This is a genomic window from Streptomyces sp. NBC_00028, from assembly GCF_045041065.1.
In the GTDB taxonomy this organism is placed as follows: domain Bacteria; phylum Actinomycetota; class Actinomycetes; order Streptomycetales; family Streptomycetaceae; genus Streptomyces.
Map to the genome: position 1 here is coordinate 2261517 of NZ_CP108293.1, position 17376 is coordinate 2278892.

Below are 17376 nucleotides of genomic sequence, written 5' to 3' on the forward strand. Positions count from 1 at the left end.
GACGCACGCGCCGCCGGGACTTCACCAAGGACCTCGCTGTGACATCGCTCTACCCTCCCCTGCCCGCGATCCGTCCGCCGGCCCGTGACCGCCGTCCGGGAGGCGGACCGGATTGAAGGGCATAGCCGCCTGCATCGGCGTCGTCGTCCTCTCTCCGCTCCTGCTCGCGGGCACCGCCATGATGATGGCGTCCTCCAGCGAAGCCTCCACCACCACGTCCTTCAGCGGATGTCTGACCGGCATCGACACCGCCGAAGTGACCAAGGAAGTCACCAAGCTCCTCGACGGTGCGTCCGGCAAGGACGTCCACATCCAGGGCCTGGACCTGCCGGCCGAGCAGATCCCCAACGCGCAGACCATCGTGGCCACCGGCATCAGCCTTGACGTGCCCAAGAAGGGGCAGATCATCGCGGTTGCCACCGCCATGCAGGAATCACGGCTGCGCAACCTCAACTCCGGGGACCGGGACAGCCTCGGCTTGTTCCAACAGCGCCCCAGCCAGGGGTGGGGAACCGCGCAGCACATCCGCGACCCGGTCTACGCGAGCGAGCAGTTCTACAAGCACCTGCTAAAGGTCGGCGGCTGGCAGCAGCTAACCGTCACCCAGGCTGCACAGGCGGTCCAGCACTCGGCATACCCCAACGCCTACGCGCAGTGGGAGGACCTGGCGACCGCCCTGCAGACAGCGATCGCCGCCACGTTCCCCGACGCCGACCAGGACACCCGCGAGACGGACACCGCCTCCAACACCACGGCCTGCGCGGCAACGGAGGACGGCTCGGGGTACGGCACCATCCCGGAAGGATCGGTACCGAGGGGCTACTCGATCCCGAAGGACGCCGATCCCACGGTACGCAAGGCAATCGCCTGGGCGATGGCGCAGCTCGGCACGATGTACCAATGGGGCGGTACCTGCACCGCGCCGCACGGCCCCGACCCGATGGGCCGCTGCGACTGCTCCTCGCTGACCCAGCAGGCATACGCACACGCCGGCATCCCGCTCACCCGCACCACCTACACGCAGATCAACGAGGGCAAGGCCGTCTCCACCAAGGCACTTGAGCCCGGTGACCTGATCTTCTCCCGCGGCAGCGCCGCCCGCCCCGAACACGTCGGCATGTACATCGGCTCCGGACTCGCGATCGAGGCACCAAGGACTGGAAAGCCCGTTCGCATCACGTCTCTTGCGGACTGGGACGTCCTCGCCGCCCGCCGGGTCATCTGACCCCCGGCCGGAGTTCGGCAACCCCGGCCCACCACTCCTGGCCGGAATACCCCCCGGGGCCTCGTCCGCCCTCCTCGCGGACAGCCCCCGCAGGACACACCGTCCTGCTCCTCCCCTTCCCTGACAGTACGGAGCATCTCCTTGACAACCCGCCACCGCGCCCAGCGCGCCCTCGCGGCAACCTCTCTGGGCCTGGCCATCGTTGCCGGCGGCCTGGCCACCGCCTCCACGGCACAGGCGTACGACACCGGTACCACCAAGATCTCGTGCAGCGCGGTCAAGGTCCGCAAGTCACCCTCGACAACGGCCACCGCAGTCGGCGTCGCCTACCGCAACGACAAGATCACCTACGACCAGTGGGTCTACCGGAAGGCCACCAAGACGTGGTGGACCCGGGGCACCGTGACCCGTAAGTCCGACGGAAGGAAGCTGCGGGGCTACGTGATCTACAAGTGCGCCAATCCGTACGGCACCAACGGAGCGCCCACCCCGTCGATCCCGAAGTAGCCCACCCCCGGCAGCCCGTTCGGAGTCTGAGCCACAGCGCCATCGGCAGCAGCATGGCCCGATCCGTGGCCTCGCCTCAACCTCGGCACGACGCCTGCCGTGTCCGATCCGCCCTCTCGGACGCCGACCGGGCCAGCTGTCTTCCGCCCCGCTCGTCGGCCCTCCGTCTCATGGCAATCGTCTCGTCCCTTCTCACCTTCTGTGATTCCCGCGCGCCGGGCTTCGGCGTGCCCAAGGAGCCTTGTTGCACCTGCTCTCAACCGTGCAGTACCTGGCCTACGACCCCGGCATCACGCCCTCCGGCGGCGGGCTGCCCGGCCTCGCCGTGCTGAAGAACGTCGTCAACTCGATCAACCTGTTCGCGATCGTCGCCGTCGTCGGCGCGCTCGCCGTCTCCCTGGGCGTGTGGGCCTGGGGCCACCACACCGGCGGCCATCAGGCCGAAGCCAACGGCAAGAAGGGCGCTGTCGTCTCGGCCGGCGCCGCCCTCGGCCTCGGCGCCGCCAACGGGATCGTGGCGTTCTTTTCCGCCTTGGGGTCGCAAGTCCACTGATGCCGAAACGAATCCCCTCCCTGTCCGGCTACGGCCTCGCTTGGTCGACCCGCCAGCGCACCCTGGTCATCGCGGCCGGCCTCGCCGTCCTGCTGGCCCTCGCCGCCGTCGTCGCCCTGCTCACCGGCCGCACCACAGCCAACGAAAGCCAGACCGCCGAACCGTCTGCAGGATCAAACAGCAGCACCTCTTCTTCCGCCAGCGCGCCAGCATCGGCAGGGGCTGTCCGAGTCGCGAATCCCCCGCAGCTGGCAGACCCGGTCGCCTTCGCCAAGGCTGCCGCCTCGATGCTGTGGTCGTACGACACCCGCACCACCAGCCGTGATCAGCAGATCGCCGGAATGCGGGCGTGGCTGACGACAGAGACGCAGTACGCCGGCTGGTCCTCGATCAGCGCGCAGGTGCCGGATCCGGTGCTGTGGTCGCGGATGGCTGACCAGAACCAGTACGCCACGGCCACCATCACCGAGGGCCACTACCCCTCGGCGTTCAAGGAAGCACTGGCGGACGATCCGTCGGCGATCACGGAGGCGTACATCTACGCCGTCACCGTCACCGGCAAGCAGCAGATCGTCTGGAAGAAGGGCGGGGCAGGAGCCGAGGACCGCTCCCTCACCCTCGCCGTGCAGTGCCGCCCCAACGCGAACTGCTCGCTGGTCGCCATCGCCCCGAGCGTCGCGCCCTGACACCCCCTGAGCCCACCTGAGAAAGGAGGGGTGACTCCCCTTTGGGCTTTTGCGACCTCCCCCTCACCGGCACCTTGTGTGCCGTCGGCGACGCCGTCGATTTCGCCTCCGACCCCGGTACGGCCATCGGTAACTGGATGGCCAAGAGCGCGGGCGAACTCGCCGCAGCCGCCGCCGACCTGGCCGCAGAGGCGGTCGACACCACCACCAAGGTCGACCTCAACGCGACGTGGTTCCGTGAGAACTACGAGATGATCCTGCCAATCGGCCTGATATGCCTCGTCGCCACGTTCTGCGCCCAGCTCCTGCGCGCCGCGATCCGCCGCGACGGCCAGGCCCTGACCCAGGCATTCACCGGCACCGCCACCGGTGTCCTGTTCGCCTTCACCGCGATCGCCTTCACCACCGTCGCCATCGAGGTGGTCGACGCGCTCTCTGCCGGGCTGTTCAAGGCCGCCAACACGGACATCGCCACCGCGGTACGCCGCATCGTCAAGGTCTCCCAGATCCCGGGCCTGGAAGCACTGGGTTGGCTGGTCGCCGTCTTCGTCGGCGTCGGCGCCGCGATCGGCGCCATCCTCTACTGGTGCGTGATGGTGGCCCGCAAGGTCGGCATCCTCGTCATGGTCACGTTGGCCGTTTTCGCCGGAGCCGGCGGCGGATGGGAGGTCGCCCGGCGCTGGCGCAGGGGCTGGATCGAGGCCACCGCCACCCTCGTCGTCTCCAAGTTGCTCATGACCGTGATCTTCGTCCTGGGGATCGCCGCGATGGGCAAGACCGAGGCCAAGGACGGCATCGCCGCCCTCGCCGACGTCATGGCCGGCATCGTCATCATGGCCTTGGTGCTGCTGTGCCCGTACGCGACATTCAAGTTCGTGCACTGGGCCGCCTCCGAAGGCTCCGACGCAGAAACGTTGCACCGCTCCGGCGGAGCCGGCGCGCAGATGGCCCGCCAGCACGCCGAGCGCGCCGGACGCAAGGCCGCCGCTGCGGTCGCCTCCACCGGAACCGGTGGTGGCGCGGCCGGAGCGAGCGCCGCTCCCCAGGGCCCAGAATCCGTTCCGGGCGGCTTCCCCGGCGACATCGCCGCCAACCCCACTCCGGGCACCGGCACGGAAGGCGGCAGCTCAAACGCTCCGTCGTCCGGGAACGAGGGGATCAAGAACGGTCTGGACAAGGCCGTCCAGCCCCGGCCGACCAGCCCCCGTGACGACACCACTGATCAGATCGGCGGCGCACCCGGACAGGGCGGCAGTCCTGGATCTCCGTCCGGCGGCAGCGGCTTCATGTCGCAGCCCGGCACCGCAGCCTCGGCACCGCCACCTCAAGGCGCCCCGCCCGCGCCGGGCCCGGCCACAACCGCCAACGGAACGGGAACGCAACCGCCACCGCCCACCGGTCTGTGACCTTGCCCAACTCCAGGGCGGCGCGCGCCGTTGACTTCGTCGCCGTGCGCCGCCCCGGCCACCACCCCGCGCACCACCGGAACGGCCCTTGTCTGATCTCATCGTCACACCGCTCACCGTCAAATTCCCCCACCGCTCCCGGCGCGGCATCCTGCTCGGCCTCTCCCTGCCCCAACTCGTCCTCGTGTCCAGTTCGCTGGCACTGCTCCTGGTCACGGTGATCTCCACGGGGCTGCTCGGCACCTTCGCCCTCACCCCGCTGTGGGCCGCCGTCGCCGCCCTGGTCGTCATTCGACGGCACGGCCGCTCGCTGATCGACTGGGCGCCGATCGTGCTGCGCTTCGCCCAGCGGCGGCGCACCGGCCAGAGCCTGTGGCTGGCCCGGCCCGTCACCCGGCCCCGCCAGGACGGCATCCTGCACCTGCCCGGCACCACCGCCTCGCTGCGCGTCGTCACGCCCGGCGATTCCACCAACGGTGCCGCTGCCGTCCACGACCCGCACGGCCAGACCCTGACCGCTGTCGCCCGCGTCTCCAGCAGAGCCTTCGCACTCCTCGACCCGGCCACTCAGAACCACAACGTCAGCAGCTGGGGGCGGGCCCTGGCCGGCATCGCCCGTACCGGACACGTGGCTACGGTGCAGGTCCTGGAGCGCACCGTCCCCGACAGCGGCGACACCCTCGCACGGCACTGGACCCAGCAGGGCCACCCCGAGACACCGGTGGCCGGGCAGGTCTACAGCGAACTGGTCGCTTCCGCCGGACCCGCCGCCGCCCCGCACGAGGCGTATCTGGCGATCTCCCTCGATCTGAAGGCGGCCAAGCGCCTCATCTCCCAGGCTGGCGGCGGCCTTCCCGGCTCGTTCACGGTGATGGAGCAGACCACCAGCTCGATCGCCCAGGCCGCCCGCAGCGCCGGACTGATGGTGACCGGCTGGCTCTCCGCGCGCGAGATCGCCGCCGTCATCCGCACCGCCTACGCCCCCAAGGCGCTCTCCGCACTGCAGCAGTGGTCGGAGTCCGGGCGAGCCGAGGCAGACCCGGCCGCTGCCGGGCCCGTGGTCCAGGTCGAGGAATACGACCGGCTCGCCACCGACACCGCCCGGCACGCCACCTACTGGGTCGAGGACTGGCCGCGCACCGAAACCTCGGCAGGGTTCTTGCACGGACTCATGTTCACCGCCGGGGTCCGCCGCACCCTCTCCCTTATATACGTGCCGCAAGGGCTCGAGTCCGCCATGCGCGACGTGCAGCGCAAGAAGGCCGCGATCATCGCCGATGCCACAGAGCGGTCGCGACGCGGACAGGTCGACTCCGAAGCCGACTCCGTGGAGTACGCGGACGCCAAGACCCGCGAACGCCAGCTGATCGCCGGGCACGCCGACGTCGCCCTGACCGGACTGCTCACCGTGAGCGCCGAGACCGACGCCCACCTCGACGCCGCCTGCGCCCAGATCGAAACCGCCGCCGTCACCGCCCAAGTCGACCTGCGGCGCCTGAACTTCCAGCAGCCCGAGGCGTTCACGCTCGGCGCCCTCCCCCTCGCCCGCACGGCCCTGTAACGCCCGCACCGGCCATCCGCCGACGTCCTGCCGCCGCGGCGGGAAGGAACCTTTCCCCTTTGACCTCTGCCATCCCCGTCGGAGACGCGTACCCGTACCTGCGGGCCGCCGGTGCCGGCATCCGCCACCACGCGCGCACCCTCGCCACTCACCCACAGCACCCGGCCTCTCCCACCGACCGCGCACACCTCGACGTGCTACACGCCCATCTCACCGCCCTGCATCAGCTGCTCGACCAGCTCGCCGAAACCACCAGGCCCCCGCATCCCGCCGCCGGCCGACAGCTCGCCACGGCCCACACCCGGCTGTGGCAAGCTACCGCCGCCGTCCACGACGCCTTCCACCTCCTTCCTGTGGCGGACGAGACCTGCTCCGAATGCCACCCCGAGCGCCTCCCCGAGGGACCGCCCGTCCTGACCATCTGCCAACGCCACCTCGCCGTCGGCCACGCCGTACGCCGCAAGACCACACCGGCCGACCTCAACACCCCGGCACCCGGCCGCACCACTACCTGCGCCCAGTGACCCCCACCGCCGAAAGGCCCCGCATGCGCAACCTCAAGCGCTCCACCTCCACCGCCGTCATCGTCGCCACGCTCATCGAACTGGGCTGGTCCGGTGACGGCCCGGGCTGCCGCAAGCTGCTCCTGTTCAGCGCCTCACCACACGTCTGACCTGCGCAGTGTGCCCTGAACTCCGACACGTGAAAGCCATCCGCCATGAGCCACAGGTCCGCGCGTCGCGCCCGCCGCGCCAGCGCCAGCCCGCTGTTCACCCCGCACGGCACCGACCGCGCCTCGCGCAAGGCCGCCCGCCGACAGCTCGCCGAGGCCGCCGCCAAGGCACGCACCGAAGCCGCCACCCACACCGGCGGCTCCGGCGCAGCCGAGCACGAGATGCCGGCGCCGCTCTTCCCACCGGCCGGACGCCCCGGCCCCGCGTCCTCCCGCAGCAACAAGATCAAGCTGCCTGCCCACCGCATGACCACCGCCACCGCCTCCGGGGCATACCCGTTCCTCGCCGAAGGCGGCCTCGGCGCCGAGGGCATCTACATCGGCCGCGACGTCCACGCGGAGGCGTCCTTTTGCTTCGACCCGTTCGCGCTGTACGGCAAGATCGAGGGCTTCACCAACCCCAACATCTTGTTGGCCGGGGTGATCGGGCAGGGCAAGTCGGCGCTCGCCAAGAGCTTCGCACTGCGGTCGATCGCATTCGGCTACCGGGTCTACGTCCCGTGTGACCCGAAGGGCGAATGGACGCCCGTGGCACAGGCTCTCGGCGGCACGTCCATCGCCCTCGGACCCGGGCTGCCCGGCAAACTCAACCCGCTGGACGCCGCGCCGCGCCCCAACAGCGTCTCCGAGACCGACTGGGCAGGCGAGATCCGCAAGCGCCGCCTGCTGCTCCTCGGCTCCCTGGCCCGCACCGTCCTCGGGCGGGACCTCCTGCCGATGGAGCACACCGGCCTCGACGTCGCCCTGGACGCCATCGTCGCCCGCGCCGCCGCGAACGGACGCACCCCGCTCCTCGGCGACATCGCCGCCACCCTCAACGACCCCGACGAACTCGACCGGGTCGGCGGCGTCATGTCCGGCCGTCTCGGCGACGCGTCCCGCGACCTGGCCCATGCCATGCGCCGCCTGGTGCACGGCGATTTGGCCGGCATGTTCGACGCGCCCAGCACCGTGGCCTTCGACCCCAACTCGCCCATGCTGACCATCGACCTGTCGCGCCTTGGCGGATCTGGCGACGACACCGCCCTCGTCCTCGCCATGACCTGCGCCTCCGCGTGGATGGAATCCGCCCTGTCCGATCCGAACGGCGGCCGGCGCTGGATCGTCTACGACGAGGCATGGCGCCTGATGCGCCACCCCGGTCTGCTCGCGAGAATGCAGTCCCAGTGGAAGCTGAGCCGCGGCCTGGGCATCGCCAACCTGATGGTCATACACCGGCTCAGCGATCTACTCACCGCGGGCGACGCCGGATCTCGCGGCCGGGCGCTCGCCGAGGGCCTACTCGCCGACTGCTCGACCCGCATCATCTACCGCCAGGAGACCGACCAACTCCACGCTGCCGCAGCCCTGCTGGGACTCACATCCGTGGAAGCCGACGCGATCTCCCACCTCAACCGTGGTCGAGGGCTCTGGAAGGTCGCGGGACGCAGCTTCATCGTGCAGCACCTCCTTCACCCCCACGAGCTGGCGCTCTTCGACACCGACGCCCGCATGCACTGACCCCAAGATTTCCGACCGCACCGGCTGCCACCTGCGATTCTTCAGCCCTCACCACCGGGAACCCATCCCGCACCGACTTGAACACCTTCGCCACCCACCTGGCCCTGCGCCTGCCGGGTATCTGGAAAAGCGAGTACCACCACCACTCCGCCTACGAGGACCAGTTCCCCATCGCCGAACAGCTCTGGGACCACGGTCATGTCGCCTGGGTGGCCAGCGAGTTCGTCCTCACCCACGACGCCGTCCTGCACGGACCCGACGACCGGCGCCTCTACGTCACCGACCGTCCACTGCACCCGCACCAGTTCGTCGTCGCCCCGCTCGAACCGGACGACACCCGCCTCAAGCCCCACCACTTCGTCGGCGTCGCCGAGCCGAACGGCATCGCCGTCCCGGACGATCCCGTACGCGCCTCCACCCGGATCGCCCGCCGGCTCCTTCCCCGCTACGAACGCGCGCTGCAGGCCGTACGCAGAAACGCCGCCGAGCAGCCCGAGCCCCCGCACCGGGCCGCTCCGCCGCAGGTTGCCCAGGTGGTGACGCTGACCTGGTACGACGACGGAGCCCTCGGGGCGCCGTATACGAGCGTCCCGGAGCAGGCGCGAATGACGCTGTACGTGCACGGATTCCAATACCACCCGCACCAGGCGGCCTTCCTGCTGCCCGCTGTGTACGGCGAGGACGGTCGCGCTCTGCGGATTCAGGCGGTCGCCCACCGACTCGCCGAGCAGGGCATCGGGGTGAACCTGCGCCACGCCGCACAGACCACAACCGCCGCGCAGCCGCCCTCGCTGCCCACGGCCGCCCGAGGCCATCACCGCTGACCGCGCCCTCGCGCGGATGACTGTCTGTGGCGGCGCCGGGGAGGTGCACCGTGCGCTACCTCGGCACTCCCTCAGGGCCTGACATACGGGCCGCGATGAGCGCGGGACGCCTCGGTTGTATGACCACCCCGGCACAAGGCAGTCGCATCCTCGAAGGCGCCCTATATGCCTGCGACAACTCCAAGTTCGACAGCGACGGCAAGGGCCGCTACTGGCCCGGAACCGAGGCGTGGTTCGCCTGGCTGACGCGAACCATCGACAGGTACGGGCCGGATCGCTGCCTGTGGGCGCTCGCCCCGGACCAGCCGTTCGACGCCGCTGGCACCCTCACCGAGTCGCTGCCGTGGCTGGCCCGCATCCGAGAGCTGGGCGTCCCCGCAGCCTTCGCAGCACAGGACGGCTGCGATCAACCCGGGCTGCTGCCCTGGGACAGCTTCGACGTCCTCTTCCTGGCCGGATCCACCGAATGGAAACTCGGCCCGGTCGCCGAACGGCTGGCCCGCGAGGCGAAGGCCCGCGGCAAGGGCGTGCACATGGGCCGCGTCAACTCCAGGTCCCGTCTGCAGATCGCCGAGTGGTTCGGCTGCGACAGCGCCGACGGCACCTACCTCGCCTACGGGCCCGACAAGAACCTCCCCAAGCTCCTCAAATGGCTCGACAAACTCGACGGCACCCCCTCCCTCCTCGGCGGCATGCACCCCTCCAGCGCCCACTACGCCGTATCGAGCACCGCACCCGCGCACGAAGCCCCCGCCACTGCACACCACCGCGTCGAGCGTCTGCCGCGAGAGCACAGATATCTCCGCCCGCAGGGACACCTGTTCCTGCCGTACCGACGGCTGGACGTCCGGGCCCGTGAACCCGCTGACCGCGCCGTACCCCGCCGCGCACCTCCAGGAGCCCCATCTGCCCTTCTCCTACGACCAGGTCGGTCAGCTGCACTCGCTGGCCGAGCGCATCCACAACGCGGCCGACGAGTTGCCGCTCACCGACTCGGTGCACTCCGGCGTCGACAACCTCGATGACCTCGACGACCGCGTCCGCGACGTCGCTGGACTGATCACCCACCTCACCACCGCGGCAGCCTTCGCCGCGCGCACAGTACGACGCGGACGCGACCCTGAGACCGACGTCACCCGCCGCACGGTCGCCCAACTCACGCTCACGGTCGGCGCCCTGGGGCCTGCCCTGGCCGACCTCGGCGACGCCGTCGCCCACGCCGGCGCCCTCCACCAGCTCGCCGCCTCGCCCCGCTCGACGCAGCGCACTACGGCGATCGAGTCCACTCGAGCCCTGCTGCACGCGCGGATCGACAGCGCTCGCGGTCGGCTGAACAAGGCCGGCGGCCGGCTCCATCAGCAGGCCGATCGGCTCGTGTCGCTGACACCGACCCGCAGCCACAGCACGACCAGCGCCGTCCCTGCCACCCCGTACAGCCCTGCTCCCTCCCGCAGCCGCTGATCCTCTCCCGACCAAGACCCTGGAGCACGCCCATCCACACCGCCCGCCGCACTCTGCCCCTGCTCGTCTCTGCCGCGCTGCTCACCGGGGCCGCCACCGCCTGCATCAGCGACAATGCCCCGTCCACGAAGAAGGACGCCACCACACCTGCCGCGCCGAAGCCGGCGCCCGCGCTCAGTCACGCGCAAGCCCGCGCCGTCATCACCCACTACTCGAAGACCAACAACGAGGCCAACGCACAGCGCGACCGGACTCTGCTCAACACCATCGAAGACGGCCCGCTGTACGCGATGTCCGTCTCCGACTACACCGAGACCGAGGGCCTGCCCAAGGCCGACCGCAAGCCGTACAAACCCTGGTCGTACGACATCTCCAGCGCCAAGTTGTACATCCCGCGCTTCGCCGCCGACCAGAGCCGCTTCTTCGCCGCCGCCCTATCTGGCGTGAAGGGCAAGGACCCGAGCCGCATCGCCGTCTTCGCCGAGCAGCCCAAGAACAAGCGGTGGGAGATGGTCTCCGTCGTCGACCTCGACAGCACGACGCTCCCGGACATCGCCCTCGACAGCCACGGCTATGCCACCGCGGTCGTCGCCACCGGCAACAAGCAGCTCGCGGCCGACTCGGACGTGCTGCGGACCGCGGTGATCGACAACTTCGCGACCGGCGGGACGAACACCGGCACCAAGGTCTTCGCCCCGACTACATCCAGCAACCAGCAGATCAAGGTCCACGACAAAACAACCCGCAAGTTCGGGAAGTTGGGCACCACCGTCTTCGCCGGGGGCACCAACCGTTTCAAGGACGGCTACGCGCTGAAGACCAGCGACGGCGGCGCGCTGCTGCTGTTCGCCCACACCCACACGCAGACCGACGCCGTCGCGCACTCCGGGCTGCAGATCAACCCCGACAAGGACGACAACGCCTGGCTCCACGGCATCCCCCGCACGTTGGTGACGTACACGTTCGTCTGCGCCGACGCCGCCACGGTGCCCGCGAAGGCCGCTCGATCCCGCCTGATCGGCTACACGTGCGCCCGCACTGACGCCTCCGGCCCGCCCATCGTCTCCGCGCCGACGGACCGCGCGTAGCCGACCGGAGGAGCCCCTCGACCTTGCCACACCCCGACTTCGAGCTGTACGACAACGTCGGACGCACCACCGAGCAAATCACGGCCCATCAGGACGCCCGGCCGACAGCCGACGACCTGCATCGCTGGGCCGCCTACGACGCGCGGGAGTTCAGCACCTCGCTCCCCGACGATGAAGCTGGTCAGAGCATCATCGACTGGACCCGCCAGCTGTACCGGGTAAGCACAGCAGCCGAGTTGAACACCGTTGCGCAGGCCGTCCTCGGCGACGGACGCAGTGGGGTCGGCGAGCTGCACACGTTCCTGGAGACCGCGGCCGAATGGTGCGAGCACAACCATGAACCAGGCATCGCAGTGCGCTACCGCCAGCACGCCGAGGAGCTGTCCGAACTCGCTGATCAACTCGCCTATTTGAGCGAGGACCACATGGCCAGCACCTACCGGCGCACGAACCGGTCAGCGTCCGCGCAACCCCCGCGGACCGTACCGGCGGCTCCGGGCACACCGCCTGCGCCCGCGCGCCGATACATCCGCTGACCCCAGCCACGACAGGAAACCCCTGTGTCCACTCGTTCTGACATCGTCCGCCCCACCGCCGCCGGAAGCGGCATGTACGCCCGCCACCTCGGTGCCAGCACGCCAGAACATCTGTAGCGAGAGGTCCGGCTGCGACTACTCGGGTCGCGGGCTTCCTGCCACGGGCTCGCAGGGCTCGCGTGTCTGCGCGAGCCCTGGCGGACACCCCACTTCTGTTTCCGTATCCGCGCCTGCGGCGTCGGGCTCGTAGTCGGTCCCGCTACCACTCGACGTATTCGCGCAGGGCGGCCAGGAACACCTCCGCGTTCCCGCCCGGAGCTCCGAAGCTGCTGCGGATCTGCATAGCCTGCTGCGTCTCGAACACTCGCCGCTCGTCGGGAAGGCAGTCCAGCACCGTGCGGTGAGGGCTACGGCGCGGAGCGCGCGGGAGCCGGCCCAGTACCGGCATCCCATGGCGGGCCAGTTCGGCATCGACCGCGGCGTCAAAAGCGTCGGGCCCGCGCGCGTCGTGTGCGCACCACAGGACGAGGCCGGTCAGGGGCACCTCGGCGAAAGGGACCCTTGCCAGGTGGCGGTTCAGCCAAGCCACCGCAGATTCATTGGGCATGAGCGGGATGGTGGTACGTCGTAGTTCACCGGCCCGGATGCTGGTGCTTTTCGTCGTCCTGTCGAAGCCTCCGTCCGTGACGATGACGTGGTCGTCCGCCAGCGGAGAGAGTCCCGCCAAAGGCAGGTCCACCCACTGGCGCTTCATCACGATGATGTGGTCGAACTCCGCTCGGGCCCGGGCAATCTCAGACTCGAGATCGCCGTGGACGAAGTCGGCGTACCCCGTGAACATGGCTCCGGGCCCGCCGGTCAGTCGCACCCGTTCCCACGCTGCGGCGTCACCGCGCCGGTGGCGGCTGCTGTCCACGCGCAGGACCAGGGTGCGCAGCTCTTGTTGGGCCCAGGCAGCGGCGAGTTGCTTGGCGGCGTCCAGCCGATCATCCCCCCAAGGGTCGACGAGCTGGAGCACGTGCCCGCCGGGCGTCTGCCCGGTGCCGCCCACTGAAGGCTGCGCTTCGCTCAGGAATGTTGCCAGGACGTGTGCACGGGCGCGGCCCAGCCGTTGGGCGGGGTGGGGATTGTCGGCATGGATAGTGCGGACGGTGAACTGCCCCAGGGCGAATGTCTGGACGCACTGCTGCGGGTCACAGTGGTGGCCGTCCGTGTCGGCGGCCAGCCCTGGTCCAGCTACCACCTCGGCCAGCGCAGTGGCGACAGTGTCGTCGTGCACGGGGCGTTGGTGCGGCACGCCGTGTTGCACCGTCCAGTTCAAACCGGAGTTGTGGGGCTGGCTGGTGAACGTCACCGTGCTGCCGGGGACCAGCGATGGCCACAGATGCAGGCGGCGCAGCAGCGCGCTGGCGAGGTGTGGGCGCACGGTGTGCGGGTCCACGGGCTTGGCCCTCTTACTAGTCGTCCGCGTGCTTCGGCCCAAGGGCCGCGGCATCGGACCGTGCGGGGTGTCCTTGATCCACAGCGGCTCATAACGTTGCTCTTCGACAGCCGTACGGTGGACGTCCAGGAGGGCGGCGAGATCGCAGTTCTGGGGGCCGAGGATCAGTGCGCGGCCTGTAGCGGTCCTGCCCAGGGCCAGCTCGATGCCCTGCCGGCCTGCATAGGCACGCAGGTCGAGTACGCCGTGCCGGGATCGGCGCCGGTCTTTATAGGGGAGCAGGGTCAGCAGCGAGGAGAAGGGCTCTGGCGATTCCAGGCGCAGCACAACATGGTCGGCACTGGGGATGACTTCGCTGACGCCGAGGGGGTTGAGGCCCTGCCCCTGGCCAAGGACGTGCAGCAGGTACGACTCCAGTCGCGCTTGATCGGTGTCCTTGGCGGCGGGCACCGGCTCGGACCAGTCCCGAAGGCTGGCCAGGCGGAGACGAGCTTCTCTAAGGCTCTCTCCGGTGTGCTGACGGCGGACGTCGACGATGTACTCATCGATGCGCATCACGCTCTCCTTTGTTCCTGCCCCGACCCGGCAGAAGATGCGTGAAGTTCACATGAACGGTTCGTGGGGACTGTGCGCGAGACGAGCAAGGCACGGGGTGGTGGTGTTGTCCGTCGGCGTCAGGGTCGGCTTGCGGCGCCCGGACCTGGCTGCCACCTGCCAGGTGGCAACAGCGAACCGCGCCCGTCGCTTGCTTTGCAACTCTCAGAGCATTCCGCAGCGGAATCTCCCTCGAAAGAGTGCTGCACCGCGGGGACCTCAATACGGTCCTGTCGGCGCTGGAACGCATCCGAGAGGAACACCGACCCTGAAGGCGATCAAGGACTCCGGCCGGCACAGCGACGCAGTGCTGCTCGGTGACTCCCGCCTGATCGGTGGTATGGAACGGGACTTCGCCGACCACGCCTGGTTGGAGTCCCGGCACGTCCTCGAACACGCGCCGCTCCTGCTCAGCCGATGCCGTCCCGCCGTCACCGCATGGCCCGATGACGACGCGGCACTGACCCGACTGCGCGAGGCACTCGTCCACAGCCAGGATGCCTGGGACGAGTGGAACGACCTGCTCCACGATCATTCTCGGGGCACTGCCGGCCCACGAATGGAGCCAGGTTCGCGGAAAGCTCGGCCTCGCCGTCCTGCCAGCCATCGAGACCTGGCTCGCCAACAGCGAAGCATTCGCACGCCGGGTGCGCGCCGCCGTGCCGGGCGGCCCGGAAGCTCCGTCCACACCCCGCCTGCGGCTGCTCACCGCCCGTTCTGCGCCGCCGCCCATGTCCCGTACTGCCAGGGCGCACCACTGACCGCTCCCAGAAAGGATTCGCCTCTGTCTGACCACTTCCGCTTCGGCGCCCACCCCGACCACGGATTCGTGGCCGCTGCCACCGCGGGCATCCCCGCACACCTCGCCAACTGGTTCCTCGTGCGCGAGCAGTTCGAGCCCGTGCCCGACACTCCGGGCCTGTACCGGCTTACCAGCCCCGACCAGGACGGGGTCCGCCGCACCCGCCAGGCCGTTCACGATCTTCGACGCCACGGCTATGAAGTCCACGCCGACTACGGCCTCGACCCCGGCCGCAGCGCCTCTCCGCCCCAGCCAGCCGAGTGCAACGGACTGGTGGAGCGCCGCAACCGCATCGCGCAGGCAGCCGCCACCCGCTCCCCGGAGCAGCACGGTGCCCCGACCACCGCCCTCCCTGAGTTCCTGCCCCAGCCGGGCGCCGTACCGGTGGGCTGCCAGACCCAGGCAGCCGGGACGGGGCGAAGCTGGTGAGCGATGAGCCGATCCGCATCACCCGCGGCCAGGGCGGCGAAGTCGAGGTCGAGGGCCCGGTCGACGGCTTCGCCGCCAGCGTTCTCAAGCGGGCCGGGTTCGACACCTACCCCCAGTTGCGCGGCGTCTGGATCCGGCTGCCGTTCGACCTAGGCCGCACGTGGGAGAACGAACACGCCGCCTGGGCGGCCGAGATGCTCACCGCCGCCCGCTACAGCGTCGACCTCGACCCCGACCTGCACCCCACCCCGCCCGCCGCGTCCGCACCCTCAGCACTGCGCCGAACGAAGGCCATGACAGCCCAGCCTCCTCCATCCACTGCTCCAAGACGGTCCAGGCGCTGAACTCCCAGCGTCGTGGCTCGCGCTTCCGCGCAGAAGCCACGGTGGTCACATGTCCCCACCAGCGCCTGGTGCGGTCATTTGCAGCAGGTCAGGGACGGAAACCTCGCGCCCTGGGCGGAATTGAATGACCGCCACCCGAATGGGTGACCGCAGCTTCACGGCCGGTCCGGTATCCACGAGCCGGGCCAGCTACCCCTGCCCCCGGCCGGACCTGCGGACATCCGCAGGACGCCCCCTCACCACAGCGTGCTCCGGCCGCGGCAAGCGACGCAGCCCCACCCGGGAAAGTTCCGGAACTAAAAATTACCCGTCACGCATTTGGGTGACCAAGGCAAGAAAAGCTCAGCCCACCCCTCGGCATTTAACGCCCCGCAAAGTGAAATTCTGGAGCACCCACACACAAATCACACCGCACATTTCGGTGACGCGTCGTGAAATGCCGAACCGAATTTCGCCTCCACCAAAATCACTTCGGTGGTAGAGTCTTAAGCGTCATCCACAATGACGGCGGGGTCTGCCCGGCCTCCAACCAGTACAGACCCCGCCAGGGTTGACGTGGATGCCACGTAGGGGTCCGCCGCACGCGGACTCCTACGTGGACACCCTGGTTACAACAGCCAGGACTTGAACACTTGCGCGAAGCGCACAGCGATCAGCCCGAGTTGCGCCCAGAGAAGCACAACCCTCAAGCGTCGAATCCGGCGCACGCGGCGTCGGAGCCCCGACCTCTCGGCTGGCTCTTCGTTGTCCAGGGTCACGTCTATCACCCCCTTCCGATTCAGGCCCGGAAAAGGGCTTTTCCAGGGATCAACTTACCATCCCGAGGGGTGACGGACTCGCCGCCAGACACGCGTGCCCTAACCGCACCGCTGGCGATTGAGTAAATTAGTGAATGGGCCGCCCGCCGCCCCCAACGGCGAAATGGATACCAGCTTTAGACCGGATCCGCAGGTCACCCAGGGCTTCCCCGTGAGCCTTAAGAGACAATCAGCGATCCGGGCACCTCCGCATTCGTCCCCGCACCCCGTCCACGACGTGGCGCAGGTCACAGTCCGTGCGTTCTCATGCCGTTCATCCGGGGAGATCTGGCCGCCGCCCCTATCCCACCTGTGCCGGGCCTTGCGTCGTCCGACAGAGCCCGCGCACCGTCCCTGTTTCCCTCAACTACCTGGAGTTTTATGACCGTTGTTGGCCCACCCGGCTATCGGAACGTGCGGAGAGGCGAGTCAGGTAGCTGCGGGGCGGTGAGGGCCCGCCCTGGAGCATGTCGGCAGTCATTGCCCATCGTTCGTGGTCCAGCCACGCACCGTTGATGTGCTGGAAGCTCCGGGCCCGCCTCGCCTTCGCCCAACACCCCACCGCCTTCCCGCCACCATCGACAGGAGATCCGCCTTGCCCGAAGCACCTGCAGAGCCATTCATAGCGATCCGGCACGCCATCACCGGCGAGATCACCACCACCGGCTACAACGCCGCCGCCCGGCGGATCCTGCTCCAGTCCGGCTTCGAAGAGACGCCAGGCTGCTCCTGCCAGGCGACGGAACCCGGTACGGAGCGGACGCACGGGCCTGCTCGGCAGCCAGCGAGCTGCTCGTCGTCGGCCATCCCGTGCCCCTGGACCGAGCCCTCGGCCGGCCGGTGAGCGCCGACGGTACGCCCCGGTTGGCCCGGGCGCCGATGTCGGCAC

At 69.5% G+C, this 17376-nt stretch carries 18 protein-coding genes; 17 read left to right on the forward strand and 1 reads right to left on the reverse strand.

The genetic code is table 11. From position 1 onward, the window contains the following. The first annotated feature begins 112 nt into the window (after positions 1 to 112). The 14 genes from OG885_RS10000 to OG885_RS10065 all read left to right on the forward strand — a co-directional run bounded on the left by OG885_RS10000 (position 113) and on the right by OG885_RS10065 (position 12080). Positions 113 to 1225 (forward strand): C40 family peptidase, encoded by a 1113-nt coding sequence (locus tag OG885_RS10000; RefSeq protein WP_405729258.1) that lies wholly within the window; start codon positions 113 to 115, stop codon positions 1223 to 1225. A 141-nt stretch (positions 1226 to 1366) separates the two neighbouring features. Beyond that, entirely contained in the window at positions 1367 to 1732 is a 366-nt protein-coding gene (locus OG885_RS10005; protein ID WP_405729261.1) for a hypothetical protein, read from the forward strand. Between the two features lie 244 nt (positions 1733 to 1976). Then, on the forward strand, positions 1977 to 2285 hold the full coding sequence (locus OG885_RS10010) for a DUF6112 family protein (RefSeq protein WP_171143247.1): 309 nt from the start codon (positions 1977 to 1979) through the stop codon (positions 2283 to 2285). Beyond that, positions 2285 to 2971 carry a hypothetical protein gene (locus OG885_RS10015; protein ID WP_405729264.1) on the forward strand — a complete coding sequence of 229 codons (687 nt, stop codon included), beginning with the start codon at positions 2285 to 2287 and terminating at the stop codon, positions 2969 to 2971. Before OG885_RS10010 ends, OG885_RS10015 begins: the two co-directional genes overlap by 1 nt. 41 nt (positions 2972 to 3012) lie before the next feature. Beyond that, positions 3013 to 4377: an ATP-binding protein gene (locus OG885_RS10020; protein WP_405729267.1), complete on the forward strand. Its 1365-nt coding sequence runs from the start codon at positions 3013 to 3015 to the stop codon at positions 4375 to 4377. Between the two features lie 88 nt (positions 4378 to 4465). Next, positions 4466 to 5938 (forward strand): SCO6880 family protein, encoded by a 1473-nt coding sequence (locus OG885_RS10025; RefSeq protein ID WP_405729270.1) that lies wholly within the window; start codon positions 4466 to 4468, stop codon positions 5936 to 5938. 59 nt (positions 5939 to 5997) lie between these two features. Next, on the forward strand, positions 5998 to 6462 hold the full coding sequence (locus OG885_RS10030; protein WP_405729273.1) for a DUF6238 family protein: 465 nt from the start codon (positions 5998 to 6000) through the stop codon (positions 6460 to 6462). A gap of 23 nt (positions 6463 to 6485) precedes the next feature. Beyond that, on the forward strand, positions 6486 to 6611 hold the full coding sequence (locus OG885_RS10035; protein ID WP_405729276.1) for a hypothetical protein: 126 nt from the start codon (positions 6486 to 6488) through the stop codon (positions 6609 to 6611). Positions 6612 to 6656: 45 nt separating this feature from the next. Next, positions 6657 to 8171, forward strand: coding sequence for an ATP-binding protein (locus tag OG885_RS10040; protein ID WP_405729279.1), 1515 nt, complete (start codon positions 6657 to 6659; stop codon positions 8169 to 8171). Positions 8172 to 8248: 77 nt separating this feature from the next. Further along, on the forward strand, positions 8249 to 8995 hold the full coding sequence (locus OG885_RS10045) for a hypothetical protein (protein WP_405729282.1): 747 nt from the start codon (positions 8249 to 8251) through the stop codon (positions 8993 to 8995). Positions 8996 to 9114: 119 nt separating this feature from the next. Continuing rightward, positions 9115 to 10020, forward strand: coding sequence for a hypothetical protein (locus tag OG885_RS10050; RefSeq protein ID WP_405729285.1), 906 nt, complete (start codon positions 9115 to 9117; stop codon positions 10018 to 10020). Then, positions 9974 to 10456, forward strand: a complete 483-nt coding sequence (locus tag OG885_RS10055; protein WP_405729288.1) for a hypothetical protein — start codon at positions 9974 to 9976, stop codon at positions 10454 to 10456. The genes OG885_RS10050 and OG885_RS10055 overlap by 47 nt, the downstream gene beginning before the upstream one ends. 290 nt (positions 10457 to 10746) lie before the next feature. Beyond that, the gene (locus OG885_RS10060; protein ID WP_405729291.1) at positions 10747 to 11544 is read left to right on the forward strand and encodes a hypothetical protein; all 798 of its coding nucleotides are present in this window, start codon (positions 10747 to 10749) and stop codon (positions 11542 to 11544) included. A 23-nt stretch (positions 11545 to 11567) separates the two neighbouring features. Then, on the forward strand, positions 11568 to 12080 hold the full coding sequence (locus OG885_RS10065) for a hypothetical protein (RefSeq protein ID WP_405729294.1): 513 nt from the start codon (positions 11568 to 11570) through the stop codon (positions 12078 to 12080). Between the two features lie 259 nt (positions 12081 to 12339). On the opposite strand, the gene OG885_RS10070 is transcribed toward OG885_RS10065, so the two are convergent. Next, entirely contained in the window at positions 12340 to 14076 is a 1737-nt protein-coding gene (locus OG885_RS10070; protein ID WP_405729297.1) for a hypothetical protein, read from the reverse strand. An 868-nt stretch (positions 14077 to 14944) separates the two neighbouring features. Here OG885_RS10070 and OG885_RS10075 point away from each other — a divergent pair. The 3 genes from OG885_RS10075 to OG885_RS10085 all read left to right on the forward strand — a co-directional run bounded on the left by OG885_RS10075 (position 14945) and on the right by OG885_RS10085 (position 17331). After that, positions 14945 to 15346, forward strand: coding sequence for a hypothetical protein (locus OG885_RS10075; protein ID WP_405729300.1), 402 nt, complete (start codon positions 14945 to 14947; stop codon positions 15344 to 15346). Beyond that, on the forward strand, positions 15343 to 15690 hold the full coding sequence (locus OG885_RS10080) for a hypothetical protein (protein ID WP_405729303.1): 348 nt from the start codon (positions 15343 to 15345) through the stop codon (positions 15688 to 15690). The genes OG885_RS10075 and OG885_RS10080 overlap by 4 nt, the downstream gene beginning before the upstream one ends. A 1419-nt stretch (positions 15691 to 17109) precedes the next feature. Beyond that, the gene (locus tag OG885_RS10085; protein ID WP_405742670.1) at positions 17110 to 17331 is read left to right on the forward strand and encodes a hypothetical protein; all 222 of its coding nucleotides are present in this window, start codon (positions 17110 to 17112) and stop codon (positions 17329 to 17331) included. Positions 17332 to 17376: the final 45 nt, after the last annotated feature.

What these genes read in the sequence shown, in the direction of transcription:
- OG885_RS10040 (WP_405729279.1), top strand. Translation starts at nt 6,657, where the DNA reads ATGAGCCACAGGTCCGCGCGTCGCGCCCGCCGCGCCAGCGCCAGCCCG.
- OG885_RS10070 (WP_405729297.1), bottom strand. Translation starts at nt 14,076, where the DNA reads ATGCGCATCGATGAGTACATCGTCGACGTCCGCCGTCAGCACACCGGA.
- OG885_RS10035 (WP_405729276.1), top strand. Translation starts at nt 6,486, where the DNA reads ATGCGCAACCTCAAGCGCTCCACCTCCACCGCCGTCATCGTCGCCACG.
- OG885_RS10015 (WP_405729264.1), top strand. Translation starts at nt 2,285, where the DNA reads ATGCCGAAACGAATCCCCTCCCTGTCCGGCTACGGCCTCGCTTGGTCG.
- OG885_RS10050 (WP_405729285.1), top strand. Translation starts at nt 9,115, where the DNA reads ATGACCACCCCGGCACAAGGCAGTCGCATCCTCGAAGGCGCCCTATAT.
- OG885_RS10060 (WP_405729291.1), top strand. Translation starts at nt 10,747, where the DNA reads ATGTCCGTCTCCGACTACACCGAGACCGAGGGCCTGCCCAAGGCCGAC.